Here is a 20,271-nt window from a genome sequence, read left to right on the forward strand (position 1 = left end):
GGGCTTTCTAGGTCAGGGCTCCCAACCCATCCTGAACCGGACCATTCAGCTCCCGTTAGGGAGCCGCACCCCGTGTCGACATCGCGGAGCAGGCGGAAGAACGCTCTGCACCCCGCCATGGCAGGCTTCAGCCACGCCGGCACCGGATGCGCGCTCCGCCACCTCATCGGGCGTGAGCGTCGCCGGAACCCCGGAGGCTGGGAGACATGGCACGCCCGGCGATCACGGCACGCCCGGCGATCGGCGAATGTGCGGGCCAGACCCAGCCCGCCGGCATGAACCGGCGGCCTGAGCCTGCCGGGGATCAACGCCCGCCGGCGCTGCTGTTCGGGATAGCCTGCTCGGGACGCCCGGCATTGCCGCCGGCGGCCGAGTCCGTCTCGATGGTGTCCGCGCCCGTCGCGCCGCGCGAGATGACGAGGTCGCGATCGTTACCGGTGCTGTTGGGCTCCCGCACGACGGTCGCGCCGTCGGTGCCGGGCTGGCGGGGAACCCCGCCGCTTTGTGCCATGGCCGGGGACAGCATCAGGGTGGCCAGACCGGCCAGGAGAAGCGTTTTCATGGAGGAGGACCTCAATCCGGCGTCCGCGCTGTCGCGGGCGACCGGGGATAAGCAGATCGCCCTCGTCGCGTTTCCGTCTCCCGGCTTCACAAGCTCGATATCCGTTCGAAACAGGTCCCGCGCCGGCTCCGAAGATCCGTAGGGGCCGGCCTGTCGCTGAAGCGTGTGGTCGTCGCCCGACGCAACATCTCGGATCAGCGTTTCGAAAGCCAATGTCCGCCGTCCCGGACTTATCTTTCGAAGCGGACCGGCGGAAATCCACCCGACCCGGTCGTAGAACGGACGGACGGGTCCTGACCCAACCCAGTCATTGCTGCGAGGAAACAAGCAGCCAAAAAGCAGCCACGCAGTGAGTCCTTCGGCACCGAACGGCGCTTGACCTGCAATGGAGACTTAGGCCCCCATGGTCATGACGGAGCCGCCGTCGACTCTGAGAAACTCGCCGGTGATGAAGCTGGCGTGTTCCGAACAGAGGAACGTGACCGCAGCGGCGACTTCCTCGGTACGGCCGCGACGCTTGGCGACGATGCCAGGGCGCTCCTCGTCAAGGGTCAGCTTGATCGCCTCGTCGAACGTGATGCCCTTCTCCTTCGCCTTTTTCTCCATCTGGGCATCGGTCATCGGTGTCGCGATAAACGCCGGGCCGACCGCGTTCACGAGGACGCCGTCCGGGCCGTAGGCCTTCGATAGACCCTTCGCCAGGTTCAGGACGCCAGCCTTGGCGGCGGCGTACGGAAGCTCCTCGATATACGGATGAACCGCATCCTCCGAGGAGAACAGCACGACGCGGCCCCAGCCCGCTTTGCGCATGTGTGGGATGAAGGCCCTGGTTGCGCGAACCCCGGCCATGAGGTCAGTCTGCAACGCCTCAAGCCAGTCGTCGTCCGTAAGTTCAAGGAAGTCGCCCGATGCCCCGGTGATGCCTGCCGCGCAGACGAGAATGGTCGGCTTGTCGTCGAAAGCCATGTTGGCGAAGGCGGCGAGTATCTCGATTCCCTTAGCTCCGCTGAGGTCGGCCTCGACCGCGCGCACCTGACCTAGCGCCGCCAGCTCCACGGCGGTGGCCTGCAACTCGGGGCCTTCCTTGTCGGTCAGAACGACATGGACCCCCTCACGCAGCAGGTGTTCGGCCGTCGAGCGGCCCATGCCCGACTTGGCGCCGGTGACGACAGCGACCCGCCCCTTGATTCCGAAATCCATGGCTTTCTCCTTGTGAATGCAGGGCTCAGTCGACCGGCATCAAGCGCCGGGGCGTAGTTCAGATAAGCTTCCGCTGGCCGTTCGAAGCCGAGATGCCACCGTCCACTGGTAGGTTCACCCCGGTGACGAAGCGCGCGTCTTCGCTGGCGAGGAAGGCGATGACCCCGCTGATGTCGTCCGGCTGGGCGCCCCGTCCCAACGGGATGCGCTCGTTAAACTTGTCCACAAGCTCGGGCTGGTCCTGCATCCCGGCGGTGAATGGCGTGTAGACCAGCGTCGGGTTGACCGCGTTCACCCGGACCCCATGGGCCGCCTCGTCCATCGCCACCGCGCGGGTAAAGTTGGTCACTGCACCCTTGGCGGCGCAGTAAAAGCTATGATTCCAGTCGCCGCCGAGCCCGGACACCGAGGAGACGTTAATGATGCACCCACAACTCTCGCGCAGATGCGGCAGGGCGAACCGCGTCATGTAGAAAACGCCGTACAGATCGGTTTCGATGATCGTTGAGAAGTCATTGATGTCGCCCTCATCGACGCGCCCCAGGTGATCCTTCCCGGCGTTATTGACGAGTACATCAAGGCGACCGAAGCGCCCGATTGCGGCCGAGACCACTTCTTGGCACCGGTCGACATTTGAGACATCGGCAACCCGGGCCAGCGTCCTGTCGGCCCCGATCTCGGCGGCGACCCGGTCCAGGCCCTCGCGGTTCATGTCTGCAAGAACGAGGCTCGCTCCCTCCTCGCCGAAGCGGCGCGCGGCGGCCTCGCCGATTCCGGATGCGGCACCCGTGACTAATACGACCTTACCGGAGAAACGCGACATCGCGGTTCCTGGGACTTGGGCCGGGCAATCCGTCGGCGCCCTGGCATGGGACAGGTTCAGGCGCTGCGGGCTTGGTCCAGATGAGGCCCCTCGGCGAACTCCTCGACGATCTTTGCGCAGAAGGCCGGCAGGTCGTGTGGGTTGCGACTTGTGACGAGGCCCTTGTCGACCACCACCTCCGCGTCGACCCATTCCCCGCCCGCGTTACGGATGTCGGTCTTCACGGTTGGGAAGGAGGTCAGCTTACGGCCTTTCACGACGTCGGCCTCCACCAACGTCCAGGGCCCGTGGCAGATGACACCGACCGGCTTGGCCTGCTGAAAGAAGTCCCGGACGAAGCCGACCACGGCCTCGCTGCCGCGGAGCTTGTCGGCCCCCACACTGCCGCCGGGGATGACGAGCCCGTCGAAGTCTGAGGCGGACACGCCGTCGATGACCTTGTCGATCGGATACTTCCCAGCCGGGTCGAGGTCGTTGTTGACCGTCTCGGCCTCGCCCGCCTCAAGCCCAACCACTGTGACGGTCGCGCCGGCTGCGAGCAGCGCCTCGCGGGGCTTGGTGAACTCCGGCTCCTCCGTCCCCCGAGGGGCGATCAGGATGGCGATGGTCTTGCCCTGAAGGGTCATGGTTGGCTCCTCTGTGCGCGGCGTCAAGATGTCGGCGTCAGGCCGGAATGCTCTCCGGCGAGGCGGTGTTCTCGGCGGTCACACCGTTCTCCCGGTGGCGGAAGTCGCTCAGCGCTCGGTAGACCTGAAGCCGCGCCCGCATCACCGAACCGAGCGGCTGGTGCGCCGCGAGGCTGTGCGCGGGGCGGAAGGTCATCACCTCGTCGAAGTAGCGAACCCGCTCACGGGAGTAGGCGTCCTGCCGGGGCAGGCGGAGCGTCGCCACCGTGCGGTACGGGCTGATCGCGACCGGCCAGTCGACAGAGGCATCCTCGATGGGCTGGCGCTCGGCATCGGCCCAGAGCTGCGCCTTCAACTCGTAGACTACGTCGGACTCGCGGAAGAACGCCGCCGCCGCGTGACGAAAGCCGTCCTCGTCGCCGTGCGGGTCGAGCCGCCAGTCGGTAAGGTCCAGCTGCGCCTGCGAAGCCGGGACCGCCCCGAGCTTAGCGACGTAGTCGCCGAACCGCATCGGGGCTTGGCTGAAGTAGCTGTCGGCGAGCGGGTGGCTGTAGGGATGGCCGAGGAAATCGGCCATGGCACTCTCAGTTCCGAAAGCGTGCAGCACTCGGTTGAGGTTGCGCGCTGTGGTGGCGACCGCGCTCTTCACGCCCTCTGGCAGGCCCGTCGATTTCCCGATAACCGTCCCGTCCCGCAGGAACCCCGCCGCCGTGCCTGACGGGAAGGTCGTGCCCGTGGCAAGCACAAAGTCCTGGGTGTCGACGTCGTGGCCGGGCAGCTTCTCGCCGGGTACCCCGAACACCTTGATCGACATGCCGCGATGGGTGGACACTCGGTCACCCAGGGTCTCGCCCGGCCCCTGGGCGAAGCGCACGGCGACCTTATGCGCCCCTTGCTTGGCGAACAGACCCTGCGCGAGTTCGGGCGGTAGGTTCTCCGTGACGATCAACTCCCCGACGACACAGGCCGAACTCTTGGCGTGGCTCGCACGCACGGCGTGGTGCTCTCGCTTCTCGACGACCTGCGACTGCTGGATCATCCCTCGGATGATCCCATCGATGGACTTCTGCTCGTCCGGTGCGGGCGTCTCGATGCCTGGCGCGTAGCGAAGGTAGGCCATGCTTGTTCCTCCGGAGCAGGTCGGTAGGGGCAGACGGTATAAGTCGGAGGTCGGGCGTCGCCGCCAGGCTTGGAGAAACGCTCCACGCCTTCCTGGCGTCGGAGCGGACAGCCAGGGAGCATCGACAGCCGACTGACGCGGCGGCGTCTGCTTGCGTGACGCGACAATCCTGAGTTAGCGCGCAGCCGGGGCTACCGGGTGTACGCTGCCCAAACCTTCACAGTTCGGCTTTGGGTGACCACCGTCCCTGTCGTAGGCTCACCGGCCGACATCATCATCGAGGCGCCGGCTGACACCAAGCCTGCCATGGCCCTTAGGTAGTCCGGCTGCCTAGAGTCGTGCGAGATGGCATCCGCCTCTGTCTCAAGGCGCAGGTTGCAGGCCTTCGTGGCCAACCCGCCATCGGGGGTGCATGCATCGTGTCGGGCGCATGCCGCATCAAGCACGTCAACCGGGGTCGCGGGAGCGTTGTTACCTGGGCCGCAGTAGTTGCCGTGTATCAACGCCGCCCCTGACGGGCGGCCCACGGCCTGGGCCGAAACGGGCGCAGCCAGGACGGCGAGGAGTGGAAGACTGAAGGCGAGCTTATAGTTCATCGTGGGGTCTGACCCTCCGACCTCTAGCCACAGTATGCTTGCGCTCACGTGGCTTCCATGACGGTTGTTGCGGGAGAAGCCCTTCTACCGGGCTCTGGTTCCGCACCGGTCGCGATGTCGCAACCTGTCGCGTCACCCCGGTTCGGCGGATGCGGCCGGTATCGATCCGGAGTGAACACCCCTTGGTCTTCACTCGAATGCAGCGCCACCTCGTAGAGGTGCTTGCTCACGTCGAATAGGCCGGCCCCGACGATGAGGCGACAATCGATAAGTTGAACAGGACGTTCGACAGGATCCTCCAAACGGTCACCGATTATTTGGGGCATGCCGTCAAATAGGTACATGCTAGGTCACACGGCATCCTTAAGGGGACGCTGACGGTGGACGCTGGACTGCCCCCCGAACTGGTCCAGGGTCCGTTCGCCAAGCCGAGCGAGCGCAAGGTCTACATGCGGCTCTCGACCAATGCCGGCAACATCCTGTCCGACGCGGTCTCGCCTTGAAGATTCTCGATGCCGAAGGCGAGCGCCTGCCCGGCGCGAAGGGGACGACGCACCACTTCATCATGGTGATCTGTAAGGTGTTCCAGGCGCCGAACGCCGAGAAGTTTCTGGACAGCCTCAAGCTCCTCGCGGACCCCCACCGACCGTGTCGAGGAACTCAAGGTCGCCGCCTGTACCATTCTGCGAAGGGTCAACAAGGCGCTGCACGCGGTCGGTATCGACAGCCCGACCATCGGCTCCCTCGGCGGCGCGCCCAACGTCAATCCCCTCGGTGAGACCTGCTATAGCCTCGCCCTTGCTGCGAATTCGAGGTACTTACCCGTGTAGGGGACGCTTCTATGCGAATTTCGGCAGCACGTACCGGCCGAATGCCTCGGAAAACCGACTTTGATCGCAGGCGACCTGGTGGATGATGATCTCCGCCGGTCCCAGCTCGGCCAGTTCGGCGAGCCAAGCGGCGTGTTGGCCAAGATCAGTAGAGACCCGCACATAACCAGGCACGTCTTCGGGCCGAACGAAGCGCGACGCAGTTTCGAAATCCTCGGGCGTGCGGAGCTCCCAGTTCACGTTGCCCTCCAGCATGTTGCTAGCCCATTGTGTATGAGCCTCGGCCAGCGCTTTGGCCGGATCGGGATCCCAGCACACCTTGGTCTGGAGGAAGATCGGCTTACCCGCACCCCCGCCCTCCCGGAACGCCTCGAACACGGGGCGCAGCTTGGCCGGATCGATCCCCACGGTCACGAGACCATCGGCCCATTGGCCGACGCAGCGCGCCGTCTCCGGCGTCACCGCCCCTGCCAGCAGCCGCGGCGCCCGCTCGGGGCGGGAGTACAGCTTGGCGTCGACAACAGTGATCCGTCCGCGATGGGTCACCGTTTCGCCCGCCAGGAGCGCACGGATCACCGCCGCGCACTCGCCGAGCCGGGCAGTTCGCTCTGCCTTTTCGGGCCAGGGCAGCCCGGTCACGTCTTCGTTCAGGCGCTGTCCGGACCCCAGCGCCAGCCATAGCCGCTCCGGAAACATTTCGCTCAAGGTCGCGGCAGACTGTGCGAGCACCGCGGGGTGGTGCCGGTAGCCCGGCGCGGTGATGATCCCGAAGGGCAGTTGCGTGCCTGCCAACGCGGCGCCGAGCCAGGACCAGGCATGGCCCGAATGCCCTTGTGCGTTGCTCCAGGGCTTGAAGTGCTCGGAGGACATGGCGCAAGCGAAGCCTGCCGCCTCCGCCTCCCGGACGTAGCGCAGCAGGGCCGACGGGGCGTGCTGCTCATGGGAAGCGTGGTAACCGATACGGACCATGGTCGAACGTTTCCTGCTGGGTTTATGCGGTTTGCAGCCGGTCAGGCAGCGTTTTTGATGTCGGGGGCACGACGGGTCTCTGTCTCGCGCAACGTCCGATCGGCGTAGGTGCCCTGTACGGCGTCTCGCCCGCCGTGCTCGTACAGGTCGAGCATCAGGGCCGAGTGGATGAGGCCGAGATGGCTGAAGGCCTGCGGGAAGTTGCCGAGGAACGCGCCGTCCTCGGCGGTCTGCTCGGCAATGAGCCCCACATCGTTCTGCAACACCCGCAGGGCGGCGAAGCGCGTCCGGGCGTCCGCCTCCCGCCCGAGCCACAGCAGTGCGTCCACCATCCAGAAGGCGCAAAGCAAGAAGGTACCCTCGTGGCCGGGCAGGCCGTCATCGTTTTTGTACCGGTAGACGAGGTGTCCGTACCCCAGCCGCTCGTCGATGACGTCGACGGTCCGTGCAAAAACCGCCTCGTCTACGGGAAAGCCGACCATCGGTGCGATCAGTAGAGCGGCGTCGACGTCGTCGCTGCCTAGATACTGCGGGTAGTAGCCGTCCGCGTGTACGCCCTCGCCGTTGACGAAGGCCACGATGCGGTCGCGCTCGGTACACCAGTCCTCCCGGGGGCCGAACAGTCGGATAGCGCGGTCGAGCGCGACCCAGTTCATGATGGCAGCGTGAAGGTAGCGCCGCTCGGGCTTCCGTGGCTCCCATAGGCCGGCGTCCGGCTCGGACCAATGTGCGGCTGAGATGTCAGCAAGCCGTGCTCCGTGTCGCTTGAGCTCCTCCGATAGGGTGCCGCCGAGGCGCTCGTAGAGGTAGAACAGGTCGAGCACTTGGCCGTAGGCATCTGCCTGGTGCTGATCGGCGGCCCCGTTGCCGCGATGCACCGGGCCCGAGCTGCGCCAACCCTCGAAATGGGCGATCTCGGTTTCCTCGAGATCGGCCTCGCCCGAGATGCTGTAGAGCGGCTTCAGTTGTCCCTTCTCACGCTCGCACAGGGCGCCGACAAACGCGAAAAAGCCTTCGGCCTCGCGGGACATGCCGAACTTCTTGAGCACATAGAACGACAGGCAGGCGTCGCGAATCCAGCAGAAGCGGTAGTCCCAGTTACGGATGCCGCCAACCTCCTCGGGCAGCGACGTCGTGGCCGCCGCGACGATCGCCCCAGTGGGCTCGTAGGTCAGCATCTTCAGTACGAGGGCCGAGCGCATCAACTCGTCGGCAAGTGGCCCGACATAGGCCGAGTCCTGTGTCCACAGCACCCAGGCCCGACGTACCTCCTCCATAAGCGCAAACGCATCCGGCGGCGCTTCTGGTGGTTCATCGAGATAAAGGGCGAAGGCGCGGCTTTCGCCACGCCCCAGCGTGAAGCGAGCCGCGGCGACCTCCTCCTCCAGCGCGAAGTCGGCATCGGAGACGAGCCCGGGGCAGCCCTCGGCGGTGATGCGGCCCGCATCGACCCGCAGCGGCGCAAAGCTCTCGGCGAACCCGGCCAGGGGGCGGTACAGAGCGACCATCGGAACATGCCCGGACAAGCCGGACACGAGGCGCACGAGGCGCGGCCGGTCCTCGTCGCCTTCGGGGCCGACCATGAAGTCGTAGAGGTGAACGAAGCCGTCGACGGTGGTGAACGTGGTCTGCAGGATGTTGGTACGGCTGAGATACTGCCGCGTCGTCTCGTAGGTGCCCTCCGGGCGGATGACAAAGTAGCCGCCACGCCGCCGGTCGAGGAGGCGCGAAAAGCTGGGATCGGCGTCGAAGCGCTCGAGGCAGGCCCAGTCCAACGAACCGTCACGGGCCACGAGGGCGCAGCCCTCGCAATTGCCCAGCAGGGCATAAGCTTCGATCGGCTGGTAGTCGCGCTCATCGGTGGTCGACATAAGGACTCCTCGCGGGTGCCGCGCTGCGGCCACCCAACGGTGCTGGCGGAACGAGAACGAAAGGGAGGTCGGAGCAGTCAGCCGGAGAGACGGAAAGCCGGCTCGATCAGGCCGCGAACGCCGACATTGACGAGGAGCGTACGCCCGTGTTCCGGATCGCGGGCCTTCGCATCGTTGTCCATGCCCTCGTAGGCCGTCGTCACGAGCAGCCGGTCGAGGTCGCGTCCGACGAAGGTTGGACAGGTCGGCTGCTGGGCTGGGACCGGGACGGTGCGGACGCGCTCGCCCGCGGGGCTGTAGGCGTCGAGGCAGCCCGCGCCGAAGCGAGCGGTCCAGATCAGCCCTTCGGCGTCCACGGCGGCACCGTCGATGCCGCCTTTCCCGCCCCTGTGGTCATAGTGCGTCTCGGGCTCGGCCACGGGCAGGCCCGTGGCGGAGTTCAGGGCGACGCGCCTCAGCAAGCCCTCCTCAGTATCGACGAAGTAGCCGGTCGACCCGTCCGGAGAGAAGGCAATCCCGTTCGGCGTGGTCAACCCGCCGTAGAGCTGGGTGATGTGTGTCCCCGCCACATGATAGATCGCACCGCGCCCGGACTCAGCGTCCAACCCCATGGTTCCGATCCAGAGAGCGCCGCTCGGATGTACGCGTCCGTCGTTGGACCGCGTGCCGGGATCGTCCGCCTCCAGGGGGGCGTATAGGGTCAGCCGTCCGTCCGCGACGGTTCGGACGTAGAGACCGTTCTCGGCTGAGAGTAGTTGACGGGCGGCATCAATCACCGCGACGTCGCTCGCCATGAAGGGCAGCGTGTGCATCCGACCGGGCGAAGCCTTTGCGCCCAACGACCGCTCGAACAGACACTTCTTAAGGATGTCGACCCACCACACAGTGTCGGTGTCCGGCTCGTAGCTCGGCCCCTCACCGAGATGGCATCGAGATAAGTCCAAAATAATCGATGATACAGGCAGCAAGACGTTGATCCCAACACGCTGACGCTGGGAGACGCACCGCTTCGGACGATGTTCCCAATCTGCGACCGTAAGTCCGAGGCCAAGACCGTGCGAACATCAGCATATTTTAATCCGCTAGACGAAGACGATAGATAATATCTTTATACGATCAGAATTTGATAGTCGTTATGAGCTTATTATACCAATTCTCATTGATCAGAACCCATAGGCCCATTCGCGGCGTCCGATCGACATGATGCGCCCGGGTCGGTCGATGAGGGTGTTCCAGGCGTGGCAGCAGTGGTCGAGGATGTCGGCGTAGGATGCGAAGGTTCGATTGCCGAGCCAGTTGTCGCGCATGAACTGCCAGAGGTTCTCGACCGGGTTGAGTTCGGGGGAACGGGCCGGCAACGGCAGCAGGGTGATGTTGCCGGGCACTGCGAGGTTCTTCGTCGTGTGCCAGCCGGCCTGATCAAGCAGCAGGACGGCGTGCGCACCAGGGGCGACGGCCTGGGCGATCTCTTCGAGGTGCAGGGCCATCGCCTCGGTGGTGCAGCGGGGCATGACGAGACCGGCGCCCGTTCCCCGTGCCGGGCAGATGGCGCCGAAGATGTAGGCGGAGGCGGTGCGCTGGTCCTTCGGGGCTGAGGGGCGCGTGCCGCGCTTGGTCCAGCGCCGGGTGATCGTGTTCTTCTGGCCGACCCGAGCCTCGTCGGCGAACCAGACCTCTATCGGCTTGCCGCCGACGGCCCGCGCGATCTCCGCCATGCGGGCGGGGAAGGCTTTTTAAAAGCGGGGATCGCGTCCGGAGCTTGAGCGTGATGGCGCGGACGGGCCGAGAGTTTGCGGTAACCCATCCCCCGCAAGACCCGGCTCAGGGTCTGCTCGGACACCGACACGCCGTGATCCTCGCACAGGATCTGGGCCAGATCGCACAAGCGCCAACGCACTACCCCGTGGGTGGCCGGCATCGGCCCCTGCTCGACCAGGGTACGCAGCACCTCCCGCTGCTCGATGCTCAGGCGCGGGCGGGCGCCAGGGGCCTTGCCGCCGATCAGCCCGTCCGGACCGTGCGCGTTGAACGCCACCACCCAGTCCCGCACCGTCTGCAGCCCGACCCCGCCAAGCGCGGCAGCGGTCGAGCGTGAGCCGCCCGCGTAGATCGCCGACAAAGCCAGCAGGCGCCGGGTCTGGGCAGGATCGCGCGCGGCCTTGGCCAAGGCGCGCAGGCCCTCGGCGTCGAAGTCCCGCCGCAGCAGCACCGGAGCAGACATGACATCCTCCTCAGGCTCCAAACCCGAAGACAGAATCACCACTCAACCCGGGAGGCTACCCCGTGAGTCCCGATCAATGAGGGTTGGTATCAGATGCCTGTAAGAGTGTCTTGCCGGGGAAACGCTTCGTTGCGTTCGGCGGGAGCCTCCTGAAGAGATCGCGGACGCTTTTGGCTTGCTCGCGTGTGATGCGCGTGACTGGTGTGGAAGCCCCAATCACCTCACGAAGAGCAAGAAAAACCATCGCATAGTCGACGTTCGTCTTGCCGGTTCGGCTTCCACGCCCTGGATCAGCCTCGAACGCGGCTATGAGTTCGTTCAGGGTGCGCCTGGACATCGGCGATCCCCCATATGCCGGAGGGGCAAGGTCGTCGGCTTGGTCGAGATGAGGCTCTCCGGTGAGCTGTGCGACGTGATTTCGGTTCAACGAAATGAGGCCGCGTCGCACGAAACCAGCCAGTTGCCGGTACTGCGCTGTGTCGCGATCAACCTTCGGCCTACGAACGCGCCGCTGAAGTTTACCCGGGCCTTGAGGCACGGGCGGGACGCCGGCAGCAAGCAGGATTTGGTCGGTGGTGAGGTGAACGTGCTCCTCGTAGTGATGGGGATCGGGGCTTTCGAGAAGCGCGCCTTCGGCTTCTGCATCCTCCAACACGATATCCCAATCCTGGGTGCGAAGGTGGTCCTGCTCCTTCGGCGATCGTGCAACGTGTTGCACGGCGCTAGCGAACCAGCGCTGGGCGATCTCCTGCATGTGCTCCGGCATCAAGTGTTCGAGGCGTCCCTTCGCTAAAAGCACCCGTAGCGCATCAGCATCCTTCATCTGACGCCGAGCAGCCTCGAAGTCCCTCTCCGCCTGAGCCTGAGCCAGTCGAAAGCGTGCCAACGCGACGCGGTGTTCTTTGGTCCTTAGACTCTTGGTGATGTGCGTCCGGCCGAGTTCCTAAACCAATTCCGGGGGCACCCGCATACGCAGGTAATACGTGCCAGCGCGGGTCGTAAGATTCGGATGATGGGCCACGGGTTCGTCCGCCATGTGTCACAGTCCTGTGTCACAGTCGCGCCAAGAAACCCGTTTTCTATCAGTATCTTGTTCCAACACAAGCACTTAGTGGGGAAGTGGTGGGCCCGGCAGGACTCGAACCTGCAACCAGACCGTTATGAGCGGCGGCGTTTAACGTAAAAACCAAGCAAAATCAGAGATATCGCTTTTGATCGACGACGAATGTTCGCGTTCGGTTTCGCGGTTAAAGTGGGGAAACAGTGGGCGTAGGGCGGGGGGCTTCCTCGGGTCCAGCCAATCCCCTATCCCATCCGGCCCATTCCAACCGCCGGATCTCATGCCAGCCCCACCGAAGATCGTCCCCGCCGACCCCGCGCTCTGGCGCAAGGCCTTCCTCAACCTCCGGCCCAGCGTCGTCCCGTGCCCAGGCTTCACGCTGCAGTCCTGGGGCGGCGCGCACGAGGCGTGCGTCGATTTTCTGGATCGTTGGGCGGATCAGGCCGTAGCCCTCGGCTGGACGACGCGGAATGCTTCGGCGTGCACCCCCAGGTCGGTACGATCCGACCAGACTTCTGCGGTGCCATGGTTCTCGGCGGCGAAAAGGTCTCGGCCGTGCACACCGACCGAATCGCGTTCGAGCGGACGACCTACCGTCGCGACAAGCCGGGCCGGCCCAGCGGCGCGGTGCCGCTCTGGCTGTTCGGGCAGTGACGCGAGCCCGGCGCGTGCTATCTCCTCGTCATGGCTGAGAACCCCACGACCGGCGAGCTCTACAAGGCGAAGGTCATCCTCGAGGCGGATGTGGTCGCCGCGGTCGACGCCTTCATGGCGGACTCGACCGCCACGGTCTTCCTGTTCGGCGATGGCTACCGCCTCGACCTCACCGAAGGCCAAGGTCGCTTCTGCTGATCCACATTCATGTCGGTCGCCACATATCAGTGTTCGGACGTCAATCCGTCAGATTTGGAAAACTATTTTTGAGGGCGTCCAAATCAATTCTACAGTTGTGCAACGAGCATGACTGGATTATTTTCGAGATGACTGTATTTTCATTGACTATTATTGGATCTAATTGAGATGTAGAGCAAGTGGAAAACCAGTCATGATATTTAAAGTAACCACCTAATATATTGTCGGAGGCCTTGATCCAAACGTTGGGTATCCCCATCGCTTCGGCAAATATCAGACCATGGAGAGAGGTGCTTGCAATTGTTTCACACTTTGCTAGCTGGCTGAAAAAACTCTCTATACTTTCCTGTACATCGATAATAAGCACTTCATCATTGTACGCTAAATTTCTAATAAACTCGACTCCCTTGTCGATATAGTGCGGAACAAAACCAATCTTGTAGGAAGGATTTGGGTCCTTCTTCGCATTTAGAAGTGAAGGCATGAGGTACCCAGGATCACCAAGTGCCAAGTCTTTCAGATTTACACCCGAGTTACGTACAGCTTGATAAGTCAGTTTGCCACGAAGGGCGAAAAACTGATCTGGATCAGACGCAGTTTTGTTGTAGATGTTATCGGATAAACCAGCGCCCCATACTAGCGAAGATCTATTCGCTACCGCTAAAATGCTTCCTATACCAATGATATGAGATTTATTAATTTCAGTAAGCGCCTTAGTCTTGTGACCGCTTACCATCTGAACAACATAGGGACTGCACAGATCCCCTATATTTGGTACACTGTTGAAGTATAAGACTCTAAGTTGGCCATCGGTTTGGTCGAAAGAAGGATGCATATCGTTACTCGCCCCACGTAGCGCGCAATTGACGCTTTTCAGCATAAAGTAAGCCCCCCCTCGCATATAATCGTTCGGCCATGAGGGTGGTTCGATGAAAGCCCCTTACGCCTTGAATAATAAGAATGGCGGCGGGCACTCTGAGAGTGTGGCAGGCCATCCATTCGAGTTTCTGGATAAGGAAATCGTAAAATGACCATGACGGATCATGGCGTGGACGAGAGCCTGCTTCGGCAGGCGTTTTGCTTCCTGTTGGTGCAGGGCATATCAATCGATCTGAACGGTGAAGCTGACGTGCCTGAGTTCGAGATGGACGGCCAAGCCGTCAGTGCGAGCCAAGTCGTTCTGAATGCGTATGCCGCCGGCATGATCAACGCTGCCTAAGCATGCGCGACAGGCAGCTCCGCGACCTGCGTCGTGTAGCGGGGGCTGCGCATCTCGAATTTTGTTGACCAGGTCCGCTTCTCCGTTAGCCCGGCCCGGGCCGGCACGACGGTGCCCCGGCCGAAGCGCGCGTTGCAAGCGTCCATGGCCGCCATGAGCGGCGCGCTACGCTCGCGGTCGAGCTGGCCGATCAGCGCCCGCGGCGCGTCCTCGAGGAGCTTCAGGTCGGTCGTGACCACGCCGGCCTTGCTGTAGCGCCAGGGCCGATTGCCCGGCGCCTCCCGCCAGGTCCGCGCCACGCCGGCCTGCGCCGCCTTGATGAGGGCCAAGGTGTCGTTCGTGGCCTCGGGGAGCGTCACGGTGGTCGAGACGGAGCGCATCGGGTCGCCCCGGTCGTGCTCGCTCGTGTGATAGAAGACCGAGACGTGCGTGGTCCCGAGCCCGCCGCGGCGCAGCTTCTCACCTAGCCGCGTTGCATGGGCGGCGACCGCCTGCTCCAGGGTCTCGCGCTCGGTGATGCGTCGGGAGAACGACCGGGTGACCGCGCAGCCCTTGCGCTGGGCTGGCATCAGCTCTAGCGGCAGGCAGGCCAGCCCACGTAGCTCGTAGATGATGCGCTCGCCCACCACCGTCATGGCCTTGCGCACCGGCCGCGGGTCGAGGTCGCGCAGGTCCGCCACGGTGTCGACGCCGAGGCCCATCAGCTTGGCGAGCGAGGCCCGGCCGATGCCCCAGACCTCCGCCACCGCGATCCGGCAGAGCCAGTGATCGTAGGCCACGGGGTCGGTCAGGTCGCAGACGCCGTCGAGATCCGGGATCGTCTTGGCGATGTGGTTGGCGAGCTTCGCCAGGGTCTTCGTCGGGCCGATGCCGACGCAGGTCGGAATGCCGGTCCAGGCCCGCACCGTGGAACGAAGGTCTCGCGCGAGCGTCACCCGGTCCCGTTCACGCACGTCCGAGAGGTCGAGGAAGCTCTCGTCGATGGAGTAGATCTCCACGGCCGGCGAGAAGTCCCGGTAGACCGCGTTCGTGCGGGCGCTCATGTCGCCGTAGAGGGTGTAGTTCGAGGAGAAGACGCGCACGCCCTCGCGCTGGCACTGCTGGCGGATCTTGAACCAGGGGTCGCCCATCTTGATCCCGAGCGCCTTGGCCTCCGCCGTGCGGGCGATGGCGCAGCCGTCGTTGTTGGACAGGACGATGACCGGCACCCGGGCGAGCTTCGGGTCGAACACGCGCTCGCAGGAGCAATAGAAGCTGTTGCCGTCGATCAGTGCGATAGCACGGCTCATCGCACCAGCCCGGCGCGGGCCACGTGCCAGCGGATCGAGAAGCGCACCACACCCCAGATCTCGCCCTCGATCAGGTCCTCGACGGCGAAGGCCGGCAGGTCCGGATTGTCGAAGGCGAGGCGTGCAACGTTGCCCTCGATGACGAGGCGCTTCAGGCTCATGGTGCCGTCCACGATCGCCACGACGACGCTGCCGTTGCCCGGCTTGAGGCTGCGATCGGCCACCGCCAGATCCCGGTCGAAGATGCCGGCGCCGCGCATGCTGTCGCCGGAGATGTTCCAGGCGAAGGTGGCGGGTGGGTTCGGTGCCAACCAGCGCGGCAACTCCAGGGAACCCTCGAGGAAATCGTCGGCGGGAGAGGGGAAGCCGGCGCAGAGCGCGGCGCCCTGGATCGGGATGCGGACCGTGCCGGCGCTATGGGCTGGCAGCTCGGCGATCTGGAGCAGCTTCATCGGCCAGCGCCTGGGCTGATCGCGCCGTCGCGGATGTAGCCCCGCGATATGAGGCGGCGCTGCTGCGCGGTCTGGCGCTCGGCCTCGGCCAGGTCGCCGAGCGCGTCTTCGACCGCCTGCACGAGGGCGGCCCAGGCGTCTCCGCGCGCTGCGCGGTGATAGGCGAGCGCGATCGTCTCCGCTTCAGTCAGGCGGATGTCCACAGGGGGTTCGTTGGGCTGGGCCTGCATTGCGCGTCCGGCTGCTGTTAGAACACAAAGGGAACAAACCGCATCGCTGGGCGTGGTTCAATCGAAACGGCCGAGCCGGGAAACAGGGCGGTGGACGCCTGTGGAGTGCGGGGTAGAACGCCAATGCCGACGCGGCTTTACCGCTTCCACTGCACGGATGGGCACGATCTCGTCGCCGATCTGCGCGGCCGGCGGCTGCCGACGTTGGCGCTGGTGCGCCTTCAGGCCGAGCGGGTCGCGCTCGACCTCATGGTGCACGGCGCTCACATCGATTGGTCCGGTTGGTGGGTCGAGGTCTACGACACAAGCGGCCGGGCGGTGCTGGCCAAGCCGTTCACGGACGTCCGGTTGGATCGTCTAACCCAAAGCAGAAGCGCCGAGCCTGAAACGCAAAAGCCCCACCCGGTGGATGCCGGCGGGGCTGAGGAGGAACGATGAGCAAGGACAAGGCCGTTTCACCTGCTGTCCCGCTCACCGAGAAAGAGCCGGATCGCTCTCCTGCCGGCCTACGCGCCACGGCCACCCGAATTGATCAACGCAAGGACAGCGGCTTCTTCGTGCCTGGGTCAGCAGCTAGCGTCTATGCAGAGGCTATGCGAGCACTGGCGCGCGAGCGTGAGCAGGGCCAGAAATGACGAAAGCCCCGCGCGGCTGGTGCCGGCGGGGCTGAAGTCTGAAGCGCGGAGGAGACGGCTCATTGACCCACAGGCTGCTTCGGAATGAATTGGGCCGCAAGGCGGTGACTTCGGAGGAAATTGCTGCAGCAATAGGCTTGATAGTCATCGGGTGGACGCGATGCGAAGCCGCAGCGAGAGAGGCACTTGCGAAAATTAGCGCTCCCTATGATGAAGCAGCGCAACTAGAAGCCTACAAATTAAGAAAACGAAATCTTGGAAAACATCTAAAGGATGCCTCACAAACTCGATTAGATATGCCAGCCGAATTACTGGATTGCATCGTATCAGCAGCAGATTGGTTTGAGGCGCTAAGCGAACTTCGTAATGATGCCGCCCATGACATCCGAGCCTCATTTTTCGATGAGGATCTCAGTTTTCGAAAGATAGATGCCGGCAAAAATGAAATGCGTTTCGGTGAAAAAATCCACGTTGACGCCGAAGAATTGAACAGAACCGCTCAAGAAATTTTTGATTGCAGTGAGTATCTGCGCGACATTGCTAAGTGTGCATCAATCGCAAATCTTCCAGGGAATGTGGGCTTGCTGGCGTTTAAGCCTCCCCCTTGGGATTATACACTGCTGCAATATCTGCCTCGAGCCGTTGGCGAGCCAAGGAAGCTCAACCCTCGTCGTTCTCAGATGGCCTGAGCCATAGACGAAAAACCCGCCTCGGATTGCTCCGGGCGGGTTAAAGTGGGGGTGCTGTCCTACCGGGGGGCGGGCGGACAGCAGTTGCATCGTAGCAAGTCGGGCACTCCACGCTGTCACATATGAGGGCGTTTGTGCGCGGCGGTCAGCCTGTCCGGCCGAACCATGCTCTCAGCGCGGCACCGCCACGGTCCACGAGGCTGAGCATCCAAGAGGCAGTGTCTTCGAGGAAGAAACGGCAGGCCTCGACGTAGTCGGAGATGTTCGGGCGGGTCCACAGCACCACGCAGATGCCCGTGACGGCCACGCCCATGCCGACGCCGAGCACGATGCGGTTGCGCCGCGGCACGACGCCATCGACCGCCCCAGGGGCCACGATGTGCAGGATGCCGGAGATCGCGCTCATTAGGATCCAGAGCGAGTTCGCGTCGATGTTGGTGAACCACATCGGCATCCCGGCGAGCCGGAAGATGACCGAGAACATGGCCTGGCAGAACGTCGCCATCCACCCGATCGTCACGCCCACGATGAGGTAGTCGCCCCGCTCCGGCGAATCCGACCGCCACGCGGCCCGGGCGTCCGGCCAGTAGACGACCACGACCATCATCGCGACTGAGGCCTGAAAGATGCGCTCGGCCAGGATCAGGTCGGCGTTAGGCACGAAGAAATTGAGAATGAACACCGTGCCGACCAGCATGATGGTCGAGAACACGATCTGCTTCTTGATGGTCTCGGGTGAGGTGTCGTCGTACCGCAGCATGATCACTCACCATCCTCGACATCCATCCGGTCGTGCCGAAGACGGTCGACGGCGGAGTTCGCCACCTTCCTCATGTCCCCGACGCGCAAGCCGGTCTTCCTGCTTTCGTTCGCTGCGTCCTGTGCGGACATGATGTGCAGCTTCTCGGCTCGCTCGAGCCGGTCCTCACCGGTGGTGGCCTGATGCTTCCCAAGGTGAGGGCAGAGTGAGCGGCAAAAGCCTTCCCTGATGCGATCGAGGATCATGCGGTGCGCGCCCCCGTATTTCGGTCGATCGCCTTCCGAGACTCCTCGATCTCCTTGAGGATGGCCTTGTCGGCGGCCGCGCCGGTGAGGGCGGCTTCGGTCGCCGTCTTCAGGATCGCAGCCTGACCGTCGCGAAGCTCCTTGATCGCCTCGGTGTGGTCGACGCTGGTGGCCGACTGCCGCTCTAGGGCCGTGGCGACCCGCTCGACCATCGCCTGCTTGTCGTCGAGCCTCGCCTGCCACGAGTCCTTCAGCCAGGTGACGAGCATACCGATGGCGCCGAGGGCCAGGGCCAAGGCCCCGACCATCCCGTAGTCCTTGATGAGGCCGGCGATCACGGCAGCAGTCATCTGCTCGGCCTCTCCTGCCATCGCTCAGCGCCTCACTTCGCGACGATCGCCGCCTGGGCCGGCGCCAGGGTGTTCGCCGCCGTGGCGCCGTCCTGCAGGTGCAGGGTGCGGAACACGAGTTCGGCGACGCCGTTCGGGCCGCCGGCCGCCTTGACCACCTGTGCGGGGGCCGCATCGACGGCGCGCTGCACGGCCTTCGCGATCACGGCCGAGCCGACGGGGATGGTGAGCGCCTGGCCCTTCACCACGCCTTCGGTGGCGTTCAGGGCGTAGTCGGTGATGGCCTTGGTCATCTGCTCAAGGCGAGCCTGGGTCAGCACGAGGCGGGCCCACGGCGCGACCTGATAGACCGCCTTGCCGATCAGGGCGACGAGCACCGGCAGGAGCACCGAGGTGAGGGTCTGGCCGATGGCCACGACCCAGTCACCCCAAGGCAGGAGCACGGCCGGCGCGACGGGTACGGGGGCCACCACCTCAGCGGCGAAGGCAGGGCTGGAGAGGGCACAGGCGAGCGCCAGCGCCGCGAGAACGATGCGGGTCATGGTGATTCTTTCGGTCTAGGTTGGAGGCTGTGCGCGGCGTGACCCAGCCGGCGCGGGATCTTAGGTCAGGCCGCGCGGCTGATGCTCGGCGCGGCATTGTCGTTCGCGGTTGTCTTCCGGCTGTCGCCGTAGGTGTCGTCGATCCAGCGCAGGAAGCGCATCAGCAGGTTCGGCTGCGCGACGACCGCCGGGGCGACCGGAACGATGACGGGCGTCAGGACCGCGTCATGCATCACTTCGATGACGGGCGCGGCCACAGCGATGGGCTTCTGCGTCGTGGTCGCCCGCGGCATCGCTTGGGCGTAGGCGGTGACGAACTGCTGGGCCTCGGCCTGCCGGCGGGTGATGATCGCCGCCGGCTTCTTCCACATCAGGATCGCGTCGTAGGCGCCGGCCGTGTCGCCCGCGTTGATGCGTTTTAGGAAGGTGGAGCCGGCGAAGGCGCCAGGCCCGATGTTGTAGCAGATCGACACCAGGGCATCGAAGGCGTTCTGCGAGACCGCCACCTTCAGCCCCTTGCGCACGGCCGCCACGTAGGTCTGGACGTCACGGGCGAAGATCGCGTCGCACTGTGCCGAGGTGATGGTCAGCCCGGCGGTGACCAGAGGCGCGCCGGCCGCCGAAGTGTGGCCGATGCCGATGGTCCAGACGCCCACCGAATCCTTGTAGGCCTTCAGGCGCCGCCCCTCGCGAGCGATGAGCACAGCTTCGCCGATGGGCGAGAGGTCCATAGGTGGTCTCCAGATTGTCGAGACGTGAAGGATTGTCGAGCAAGGTGTGCCGGGCGGGGCACAGGCAAATCGCTGTCGCCACGTTAGGAGGGGCTCTCTTCAGGGACTGAGACGATGCCGAGCGCTCGAATGACAAATGGCCGAAAAAAAGAGGCGCCGGCAGATCGTCCCGGCGCGAGCCCGCGGTCCCGGCCGGCCGTCGTAGCTTACGACCCCTACTTTCCGCAGATGCCTTTGGACCGGGGCACCTCTCCTGACCTTACGCCGGCGGCGAGCACGCCCCTCATGTTCAATCCCTACTTCCCGAAGCTCGCACCCACGGCCGTCTAGAACTCGCCTCAGCGACGCCAGGCCGGCCGAGCGCAGATCAGGGACGGGGTCAGCTCAATCGCAACGGCC

At 64.3% G+C, this 20,271-nt stretch carries 26 protein-coding genes and 1 pseudogene; 7 read left to right on the top strand and 20 right to left on the bottom strand.

Annotated features, from left to right (window positions below; all coding sequences use genetic code 11):
* Window positions 1-304: 304 nt before the first annotated feature.
* From ACXJY8_RS03910 to ACXJY8_RS03930, 5 genes are all read right to left on the bottom strand, one after another.
* A complete protein-coding gene (locus tag ACXJY8_RS03910) occupies window positions 305-562 on the bottom strand; it encodes a hypothetical protein (RefSeq protein WP_463776191.1) in 258 nt (85 codons plus the stop codon).
* A 393-nt stretch (window positions 563-955) separates the two neighbouring features.
* Window positions 956-1,762, bottom strand: a complete 807-nt coding sequence (locus ACXJY8_RS03915) for an SDR family NAD(P)-dependent oxidoreductase (protein WP_463776193.1) — start codon at window positions 1,760-1,762, stop codon at window positions 956-958.
* Between the two features lie 58 nt (window positions 1,763-1,820).
* Window positions 1,821-2,585: a meso-2,3-butanediol dehydrogenase gene (gene budC / locus ACXJY8_RS03920; protein ID WP_463776195.1), complete on the bottom strand. Its 765-nt coding sequence runs from the start codon at window positions 2,583-2,585 to the stop codon at window positions 1,821-1,823.
* A 56-nt stretch (window positions 2,586-2,641) separates the two neighbouring features.
* Entirely contained in the window at window positions 2,642-3,211 is a 570-nt protein-coding gene (locus tag ACXJY8_RS03925) for a type 1 glutamine amidotransferase domain-containing protein (RefSeq protein ID WP_463776198.1), read from the bottom strand.
* A 37-nt stretch (window positions 3,212-3,248) separates the two neighbouring features.
* A complete protein-coding gene (locus tag ACXJY8_RS03930; RefSeq protein WP_463776200.1) occupies window positions 3,249-4,331 on the bottom strand; it encodes a catalase family protein in 1,083 nt (360 codons plus the stop codon).
* A gap of 976 nt (window positions 4,332-5,307) precedes the next feature.
* On the opposite strand from ACXJY8_RS03930, the gene ACXJY8_RS03935 reads away from it, so the two are divergent.
* Window positions 5,308-5,430 (top strand): hypothetical protein, encoded by a 123-nt coding sequence (locus ACXJY8_RS03935; RefSeq protein WP_463776202.1) that lies wholly within the window; start codon window positions 5,308-5,310, stop codon window positions 5,428-5,430.
* 336 nt (window positions 5,431-5,766) lie between these two features.
* On the opposite strand, the gene ACXJY8_RS03940 is transcribed toward ACXJY8_RS03935, so the two are convergent.
* The 6 genes and pseudogenes from ACXJY8_RS03940 to ACXJY8_RS03965 form a co-directional block, all read right to left on the bottom strand.
* Window positions 5,767-6,726, bottom strand: coding sequence for a TIGR03885 family FMN-dependent LLM class oxidoreductase (locus ACXJY8_RS03940; RefSeq protein ID WP_463776205.1), 960 nt, complete (start codon window positions 6,724-6,726; stop codon window positions 5,767-5,769).
* A 41-nt stretch (window positions 6,727-6,767) separates the two neighbouring features.
* Window positions 6,768-8,597, bottom strand: a complete 1,830-nt coding sequence (locus ACXJY8_RS03945) for a glycoside hydrolase family 15 protein (protein ID WP_463776207.1) — start codon at window positions 8,595-8,597, stop codon at window positions 6,768-6,770.
* A 77-nt stretch (window positions 8,598-8,674) separates the two neighbouring features.
* The gene (locus ACXJY8_RS03950; RefSeq protein WP_463776211.1) at window positions 8,675-9,565 is read right to left on the bottom strand and encodes an SMP-30/gluconolactonase/LRE family protein; all 891 of its coding nucleotides are present in this window, start codon (window positions 9,563-9,565) and stop codon (window positions 8,675-8,677) included.
* A 195-nt stretch (window positions 9,566-9,760) separates the two neighbouring features.
* A protein-coding gene (locus ACXJY8_RS03955; RefSeq protein WP_463774011.1) for an IS630 family transposase occupies window positions 9,761-10,818 on the bottom strand; the annotation gives its coding sequence in 2 pieces (ribosomal slippage) (window positions 9,761-10,326 and window positions 10,326-10,818; 1,059 coding nt in all).
* Between the two features lie 73 nt (window positions 10,819-10,891).
* Window positions 10,892-11,641 carry a hypothetical protein gene (locus ACXJY8_RS03960; RefSeq protein WP_463776216.1) on the bottom strand — a complete coding sequence of 250 codons (750 nt, stop codon included), beginning with the start codon at window positions 11,639-11,641 and terminating at the stop codon, window positions 10,892-10,894.
* Window positions 11,642-11,656: 15 nt separating this feature from the next.
* Window positions 11,657-11,746 (bottom strand): annotated as a pseudogene (locus ACXJY8_RS03965) (hypothetical protein); the annotation flags it as partial.
* Window positions 11,747-12,358: 612 nt separating this feature from the next.
* Here ACXJY8_RS03965 and ACXJY8_RS03970 point away from each other — a divergent pair.
* The gene (locus ACXJY8_RS03970; RefSeq protein WP_463776218.1) at window positions 12,359-12,532 is read left to right on the top strand and encodes a hypothetical protein; all 174 of its coding nucleotides are present in this window, start codon (window positions 12,359-12,361) and stop codon (window positions 12,530-12,532) included.
* A gap of 30 nt (window positions 12,533-12,562) precedes the next feature.
* Entirely contained in the window at window positions 12,563-12,730 is a 168-nt protein-coding gene (locus ACXJY8_RS03975; protein ID WP_463776220.1) for a hypothetical protein, read from the top strand.
* A gap of 40 nt (window positions 12,731-12,770) precedes the next feature.
* Here ACXJY8_RS03975 and ACXJY8_RS03980 read toward each other — a convergent pair whose 3' ends face one another.
* A complete protein-coding gene (locus ACXJY8_RS03980) occupies window positions 12,771-13,565 on the bottom strand; it encodes a polysaccharide pyruvyl transferase family protein (RefSeq protein ID WP_463776222.1) in 795 nt (264 codons plus the stop codon).
* Window positions 13,566-13,757: 192 nt separating this feature from the next.
* Between ACXJY8_RS03980 and ACXJY8_RS03985 the strand changes: the two genes are divergently transcribed.
* Window positions 13,758-13,949: a hypothetical protein gene (locus ACXJY8_RS03985; RefSeq protein ID WP_463776224.1), complete on the top strand. Its 192-nt coding sequence runs from the start codon at window positions 13,758-13,760 to the stop codon at window positions 13,947-13,949.
* On the opposite strand, the gene ACXJY8_RS03990 is transcribed toward ACXJY8_RS03985, so the two are convergent.
* Genes ACXJY8_RS03990 through ACXJY8_RS04000 form a run of 3 tightly spaced genes read right to left on the bottom strand, consistent with a single transcriptional unit; the run spans window position 13,946 to window position 15,893 of the window.
* The gene (locus tag ACXJY8_RS03990) at window positions 13,946-15,238 is read right to left on the bottom strand and encodes a Y-family DNA polymerase (RefSeq protein ID WP_463776227.1); all 1,293 of its coding nucleotides are present in this window, start codon (window positions 15,236-15,238) and stop codon (window positions 13,946-13,948) included. The two genes, ACXJY8_RS03985 and ACXJY8_RS03990, sit on opposite strands and share 4 nt — an antisense overlap.
* Window positions 15,235-15,690, bottom strand: coding sequence for a LexA family protein (locus ACXJY8_RS03995; RefSeq protein WP_463776229.1), 456 nt, complete (start codon window positions 15,688-15,690; stop codon window positions 15,235-15,237). Before ACXJY8_RS03995 ends, ACXJY8_RS03990 begins: the two co-directional genes overlap by 4 nt.
* Window positions 15,687-15,893, bottom strand: coding sequence for a hypothetical protein (locus tag ACXJY8_RS04000; RefSeq protein WP_463776231.1), 207 nt, complete (start codon window positions 15,891-15,893; stop codon window positions 15,687-15,689). Before ACXJY8_RS04000 ends, ACXJY8_RS03995 begins: the two co-directional genes overlap by 4 nt.
* Window positions 15,894-16,043: 150 nt before the next feature.
* On the opposite strand from ACXJY8_RS04000, the gene ACXJY8_RS04005 reads away from it, so the two are divergent.
* From ACXJY8_RS04005 to ACXJY8_RS04015, 3 genes are all read left to right on the top strand, one after another.
* Complete coding sequence (locus tag ACXJY8_RS04005; RefSeq protein ID WP_463776234.1) at window positions 16,044-16,358, top strand: DUF6894 family protein; 315 nt, start codon at window positions 16,044-16,046, stop codon at window positions 16,356-16,358.
* Window positions 16,355-16,555 carry a hypothetical protein gene (locus tag ACXJY8_RS04010; protein ID WP_463776237.1) on the top strand — a complete coding sequence of 67 codons (201 nt, stop codon included), beginning with the start codon at window positions 16,355-16,357 and terminating at the stop codon, window positions 16,553-16,555. Before ACXJY8_RS04005 ends, ACXJY8_RS04010 begins: the two co-directional genes overlap by 4 nt.
* Before the next feature lie 62 nt (window positions 16,556-16,617).
* Complete coding sequence (locus ACXJY8_RS04015; protein WP_463776239.1) at window positions 16,618-17,244, top strand: hypothetical protein; 627 nt, start codon at window positions 16,618-16,620, stop codon at window positions 17,242-17,244.
* Window positions 17,245-17,389: 145 nt separating this feature from the next.
* On the opposite strand, the gene ACXJY8_RS04020 is transcribed toward ACXJY8_RS04015, so the two are convergent.
* The 5 genes from ACXJY8_RS04020 to ACXJY8_RS04040 all read right to left on the bottom strand — a co-directional run bounded on the left by ACXJY8_RS04020 (window position 17,390) and on the right by ACXJY8_RS04040 (window position 19,872).
* Window positions 17,390-18,004, bottom strand: coding sequence for a hypothetical protein (locus ACXJY8_RS04020; RefSeq protein WP_463776242.1), 615 nt, complete (start codon window positions 18,002-18,004; stop codon window positions 17,390-17,392).
* Window positions 18,005-18,006: 2 nt separating this feature from the next.
* A complete protein-coding gene (locus ACXJY8_RS04025) occupies window positions 18,007-18,249 on the bottom strand; it encodes a hypothetical protein (RefSeq protein WP_463776246.1) in 243 nt (80 codons plus the stop codon).
* On the bottom strand, window positions 18,246-18,599 hold the full coding sequence (locus tag ACXJY8_RS04030) for a hypothetical protein (protein WP_463776249.1): 354 nt from the start codon (window positions 18,597-18,599) through the stop codon (window positions 18,246-18,248). The genes ACXJY8_RS04025 and ACXJY8_RS04030 overlap by 4 nt, the downstream gene beginning before the upstream one ends.
* A 32-nt stretch (window positions 18,600-18,631) precedes the next feature.
* Window positions 18,632-19,141: a hypothetical protein gene (locus ACXJY8_RS04035; protein WP_463780944.1), complete on the bottom strand. Its 510-nt coding sequence runs from the start codon at window positions 19,139-19,141 to the stop codon at window positions 18,632-18,634.
* A gap of 65 nt (window positions 19,142-19,206) precedes the next feature.
* On the bottom strand, window positions 19,207-19,872 hold the full coding sequence (locus ACXJY8_RS04040) for a lysozyme (protein ID WP_463776252.1): 666 nt from the start codon (window positions 19,870-19,872) through the stop codon (window positions 19,207-19,209).
* Window positions 19,873-20,271 lie beyond the last annotated feature (399 nt).

This window comes from Methylobacterium sp. TK31 (genome assembly GCF_055361545.1).

Coding starts and splice junctions, on each gene's coding strand:
- ACXJY8_RS04040 (WP_463776252.1), bottom strand. CDS start 19,872: ATGGACCTCTCGCCCATCGGCGAAGCTGTGCTCATCGCTCGCGAGGGG.
- ACXJY8_RS03960 (WP_463776216.1), bottom strand. CDS start 11,641: ATGAAGGATGCTGATGCGCTACGGGTGCTTTTAGCGAAGGGACGCCTC.
- ACXJY8_RS04025 (WP_463776246.1), bottom strand. CDS start 18,249: ATGATCCTCGATCGCATCAGGGAAGGCTTTTGCCGCTCACTCTGCCCT.
- ACXJY8_RS03945 (WP_463776207.1), bottom strand. CDS start 8,597: ATGTCGACCACCGATGAGCGCGACTACCAGCCGATCGAAGCTTATGCC.
- ACXJY8_RS04020 (WP_463776242.1), bottom strand. CDS start 18,004: ATGCTGCGGTACGACGACACCTCACCCGAGACCATCAAGAAGCAGATC.
- ACXJY8_RS04010 (WP_463776237.1), top strand. CDS start 16,355: ATGAGCAAGGACAAGGCCGTTTCACCTGCTGTCCCGCTCACCGAGAAA.
- ACXJY8_RS03925 (WP_463776198.1), bottom strand. CDS start 3,211: ATGACCCTTCAGGGCAAGACCATCGCCATCCTGATCGCCCCTCGGGGG.
- ACXJY8_RS03910 (WP_463776191.1), bottom strand. CDS start 562: ATGAAAACGCTTCTCCTGGCCGGTCTGGCCACCCTGATGCTGTCCCCG.
- ACXJY8_RS03985 (WP_463776224.1), top strand. CDS start 13,758: ATGACCATGACGGATCATGGCGTGGACGAGAGCCTGCTTCGGCAGGCG.
- ACXJY8_RS03940 (WP_463776205.1), bottom strand. CDS start 6,726: ATGGTCCGTATCGGTTACCACGCTTCCCATGAGCAGCACGCCCCGTCG.
- ACXJY8_RS03975 (WP_463776220.1), top strand. CDS start 12,563: ATGGCTGAGAACCCCACGACCGGCGAGCTCTACAAGGCGAAGGTCATC.
- ACXJY8_RS04035 (WP_463780944.1), bottom strand. CDS start 19,141: ATGACCCGCATCGTTCTCGCGGCGCTGGCGCTCGCCTGTGCCCTCTCC.
- ACXJY8_RS03990 (WP_463776227.1), bottom strand. CDS start 15,238: ATGAGCCGTGCTATCGCACTGATCGACGGCAACAGCTTCTATTGCTCC.
- ACXJY8_RS04030 (WP_463776249.1), bottom strand. CDS start 18,599: ATGACTGCTGCCGTGATCGCCGGCCTCATCAAGGACTACGGGATGGTC.
- ACXJY8_RS03980 (WP_463776222.1), bottom strand. CDS start 13,565: ATGCATCCTTCTTTCGACCAAACCGATGGCCAACTTAGAGTCTTATAC.
- ACXJY8_RS04005 (WP_463776234.1), top strand. CDS start 16,044: ATGCCGACGCGGCTTTACCGCTTCCACTGCACGGATGGGCACGATCTC.
- ACXJY8_RS03915 (WP_463776193.1), bottom strand. CDS start 1,762: ATGGATTTCGGAATCAAGGGGCGGGTCGCTGTCGTCACCGGCGCCAAG.
- ACXJY8_RS03930 (WP_463776200.1), bottom strand. CDS start 4,331: ATGGCCTACCTTCGCTACGCGCCAGGCATCGAGACGCCCGCACCGGAC.
- budC (WP_463776195.1), bottom strand. CDS start 2,585: ATGTCGCGTTTCTCCGGTAAGGTCGTATTAGTCACGGGTGCCGCATCC.
- ACXJY8_RS03995 (WP_463776229.1), bottom strand. CDS start 15,690: ATGAAGCTGCTCCAGATCGCCGAGCTGCCAGCCCATAGCGCCGGCACG.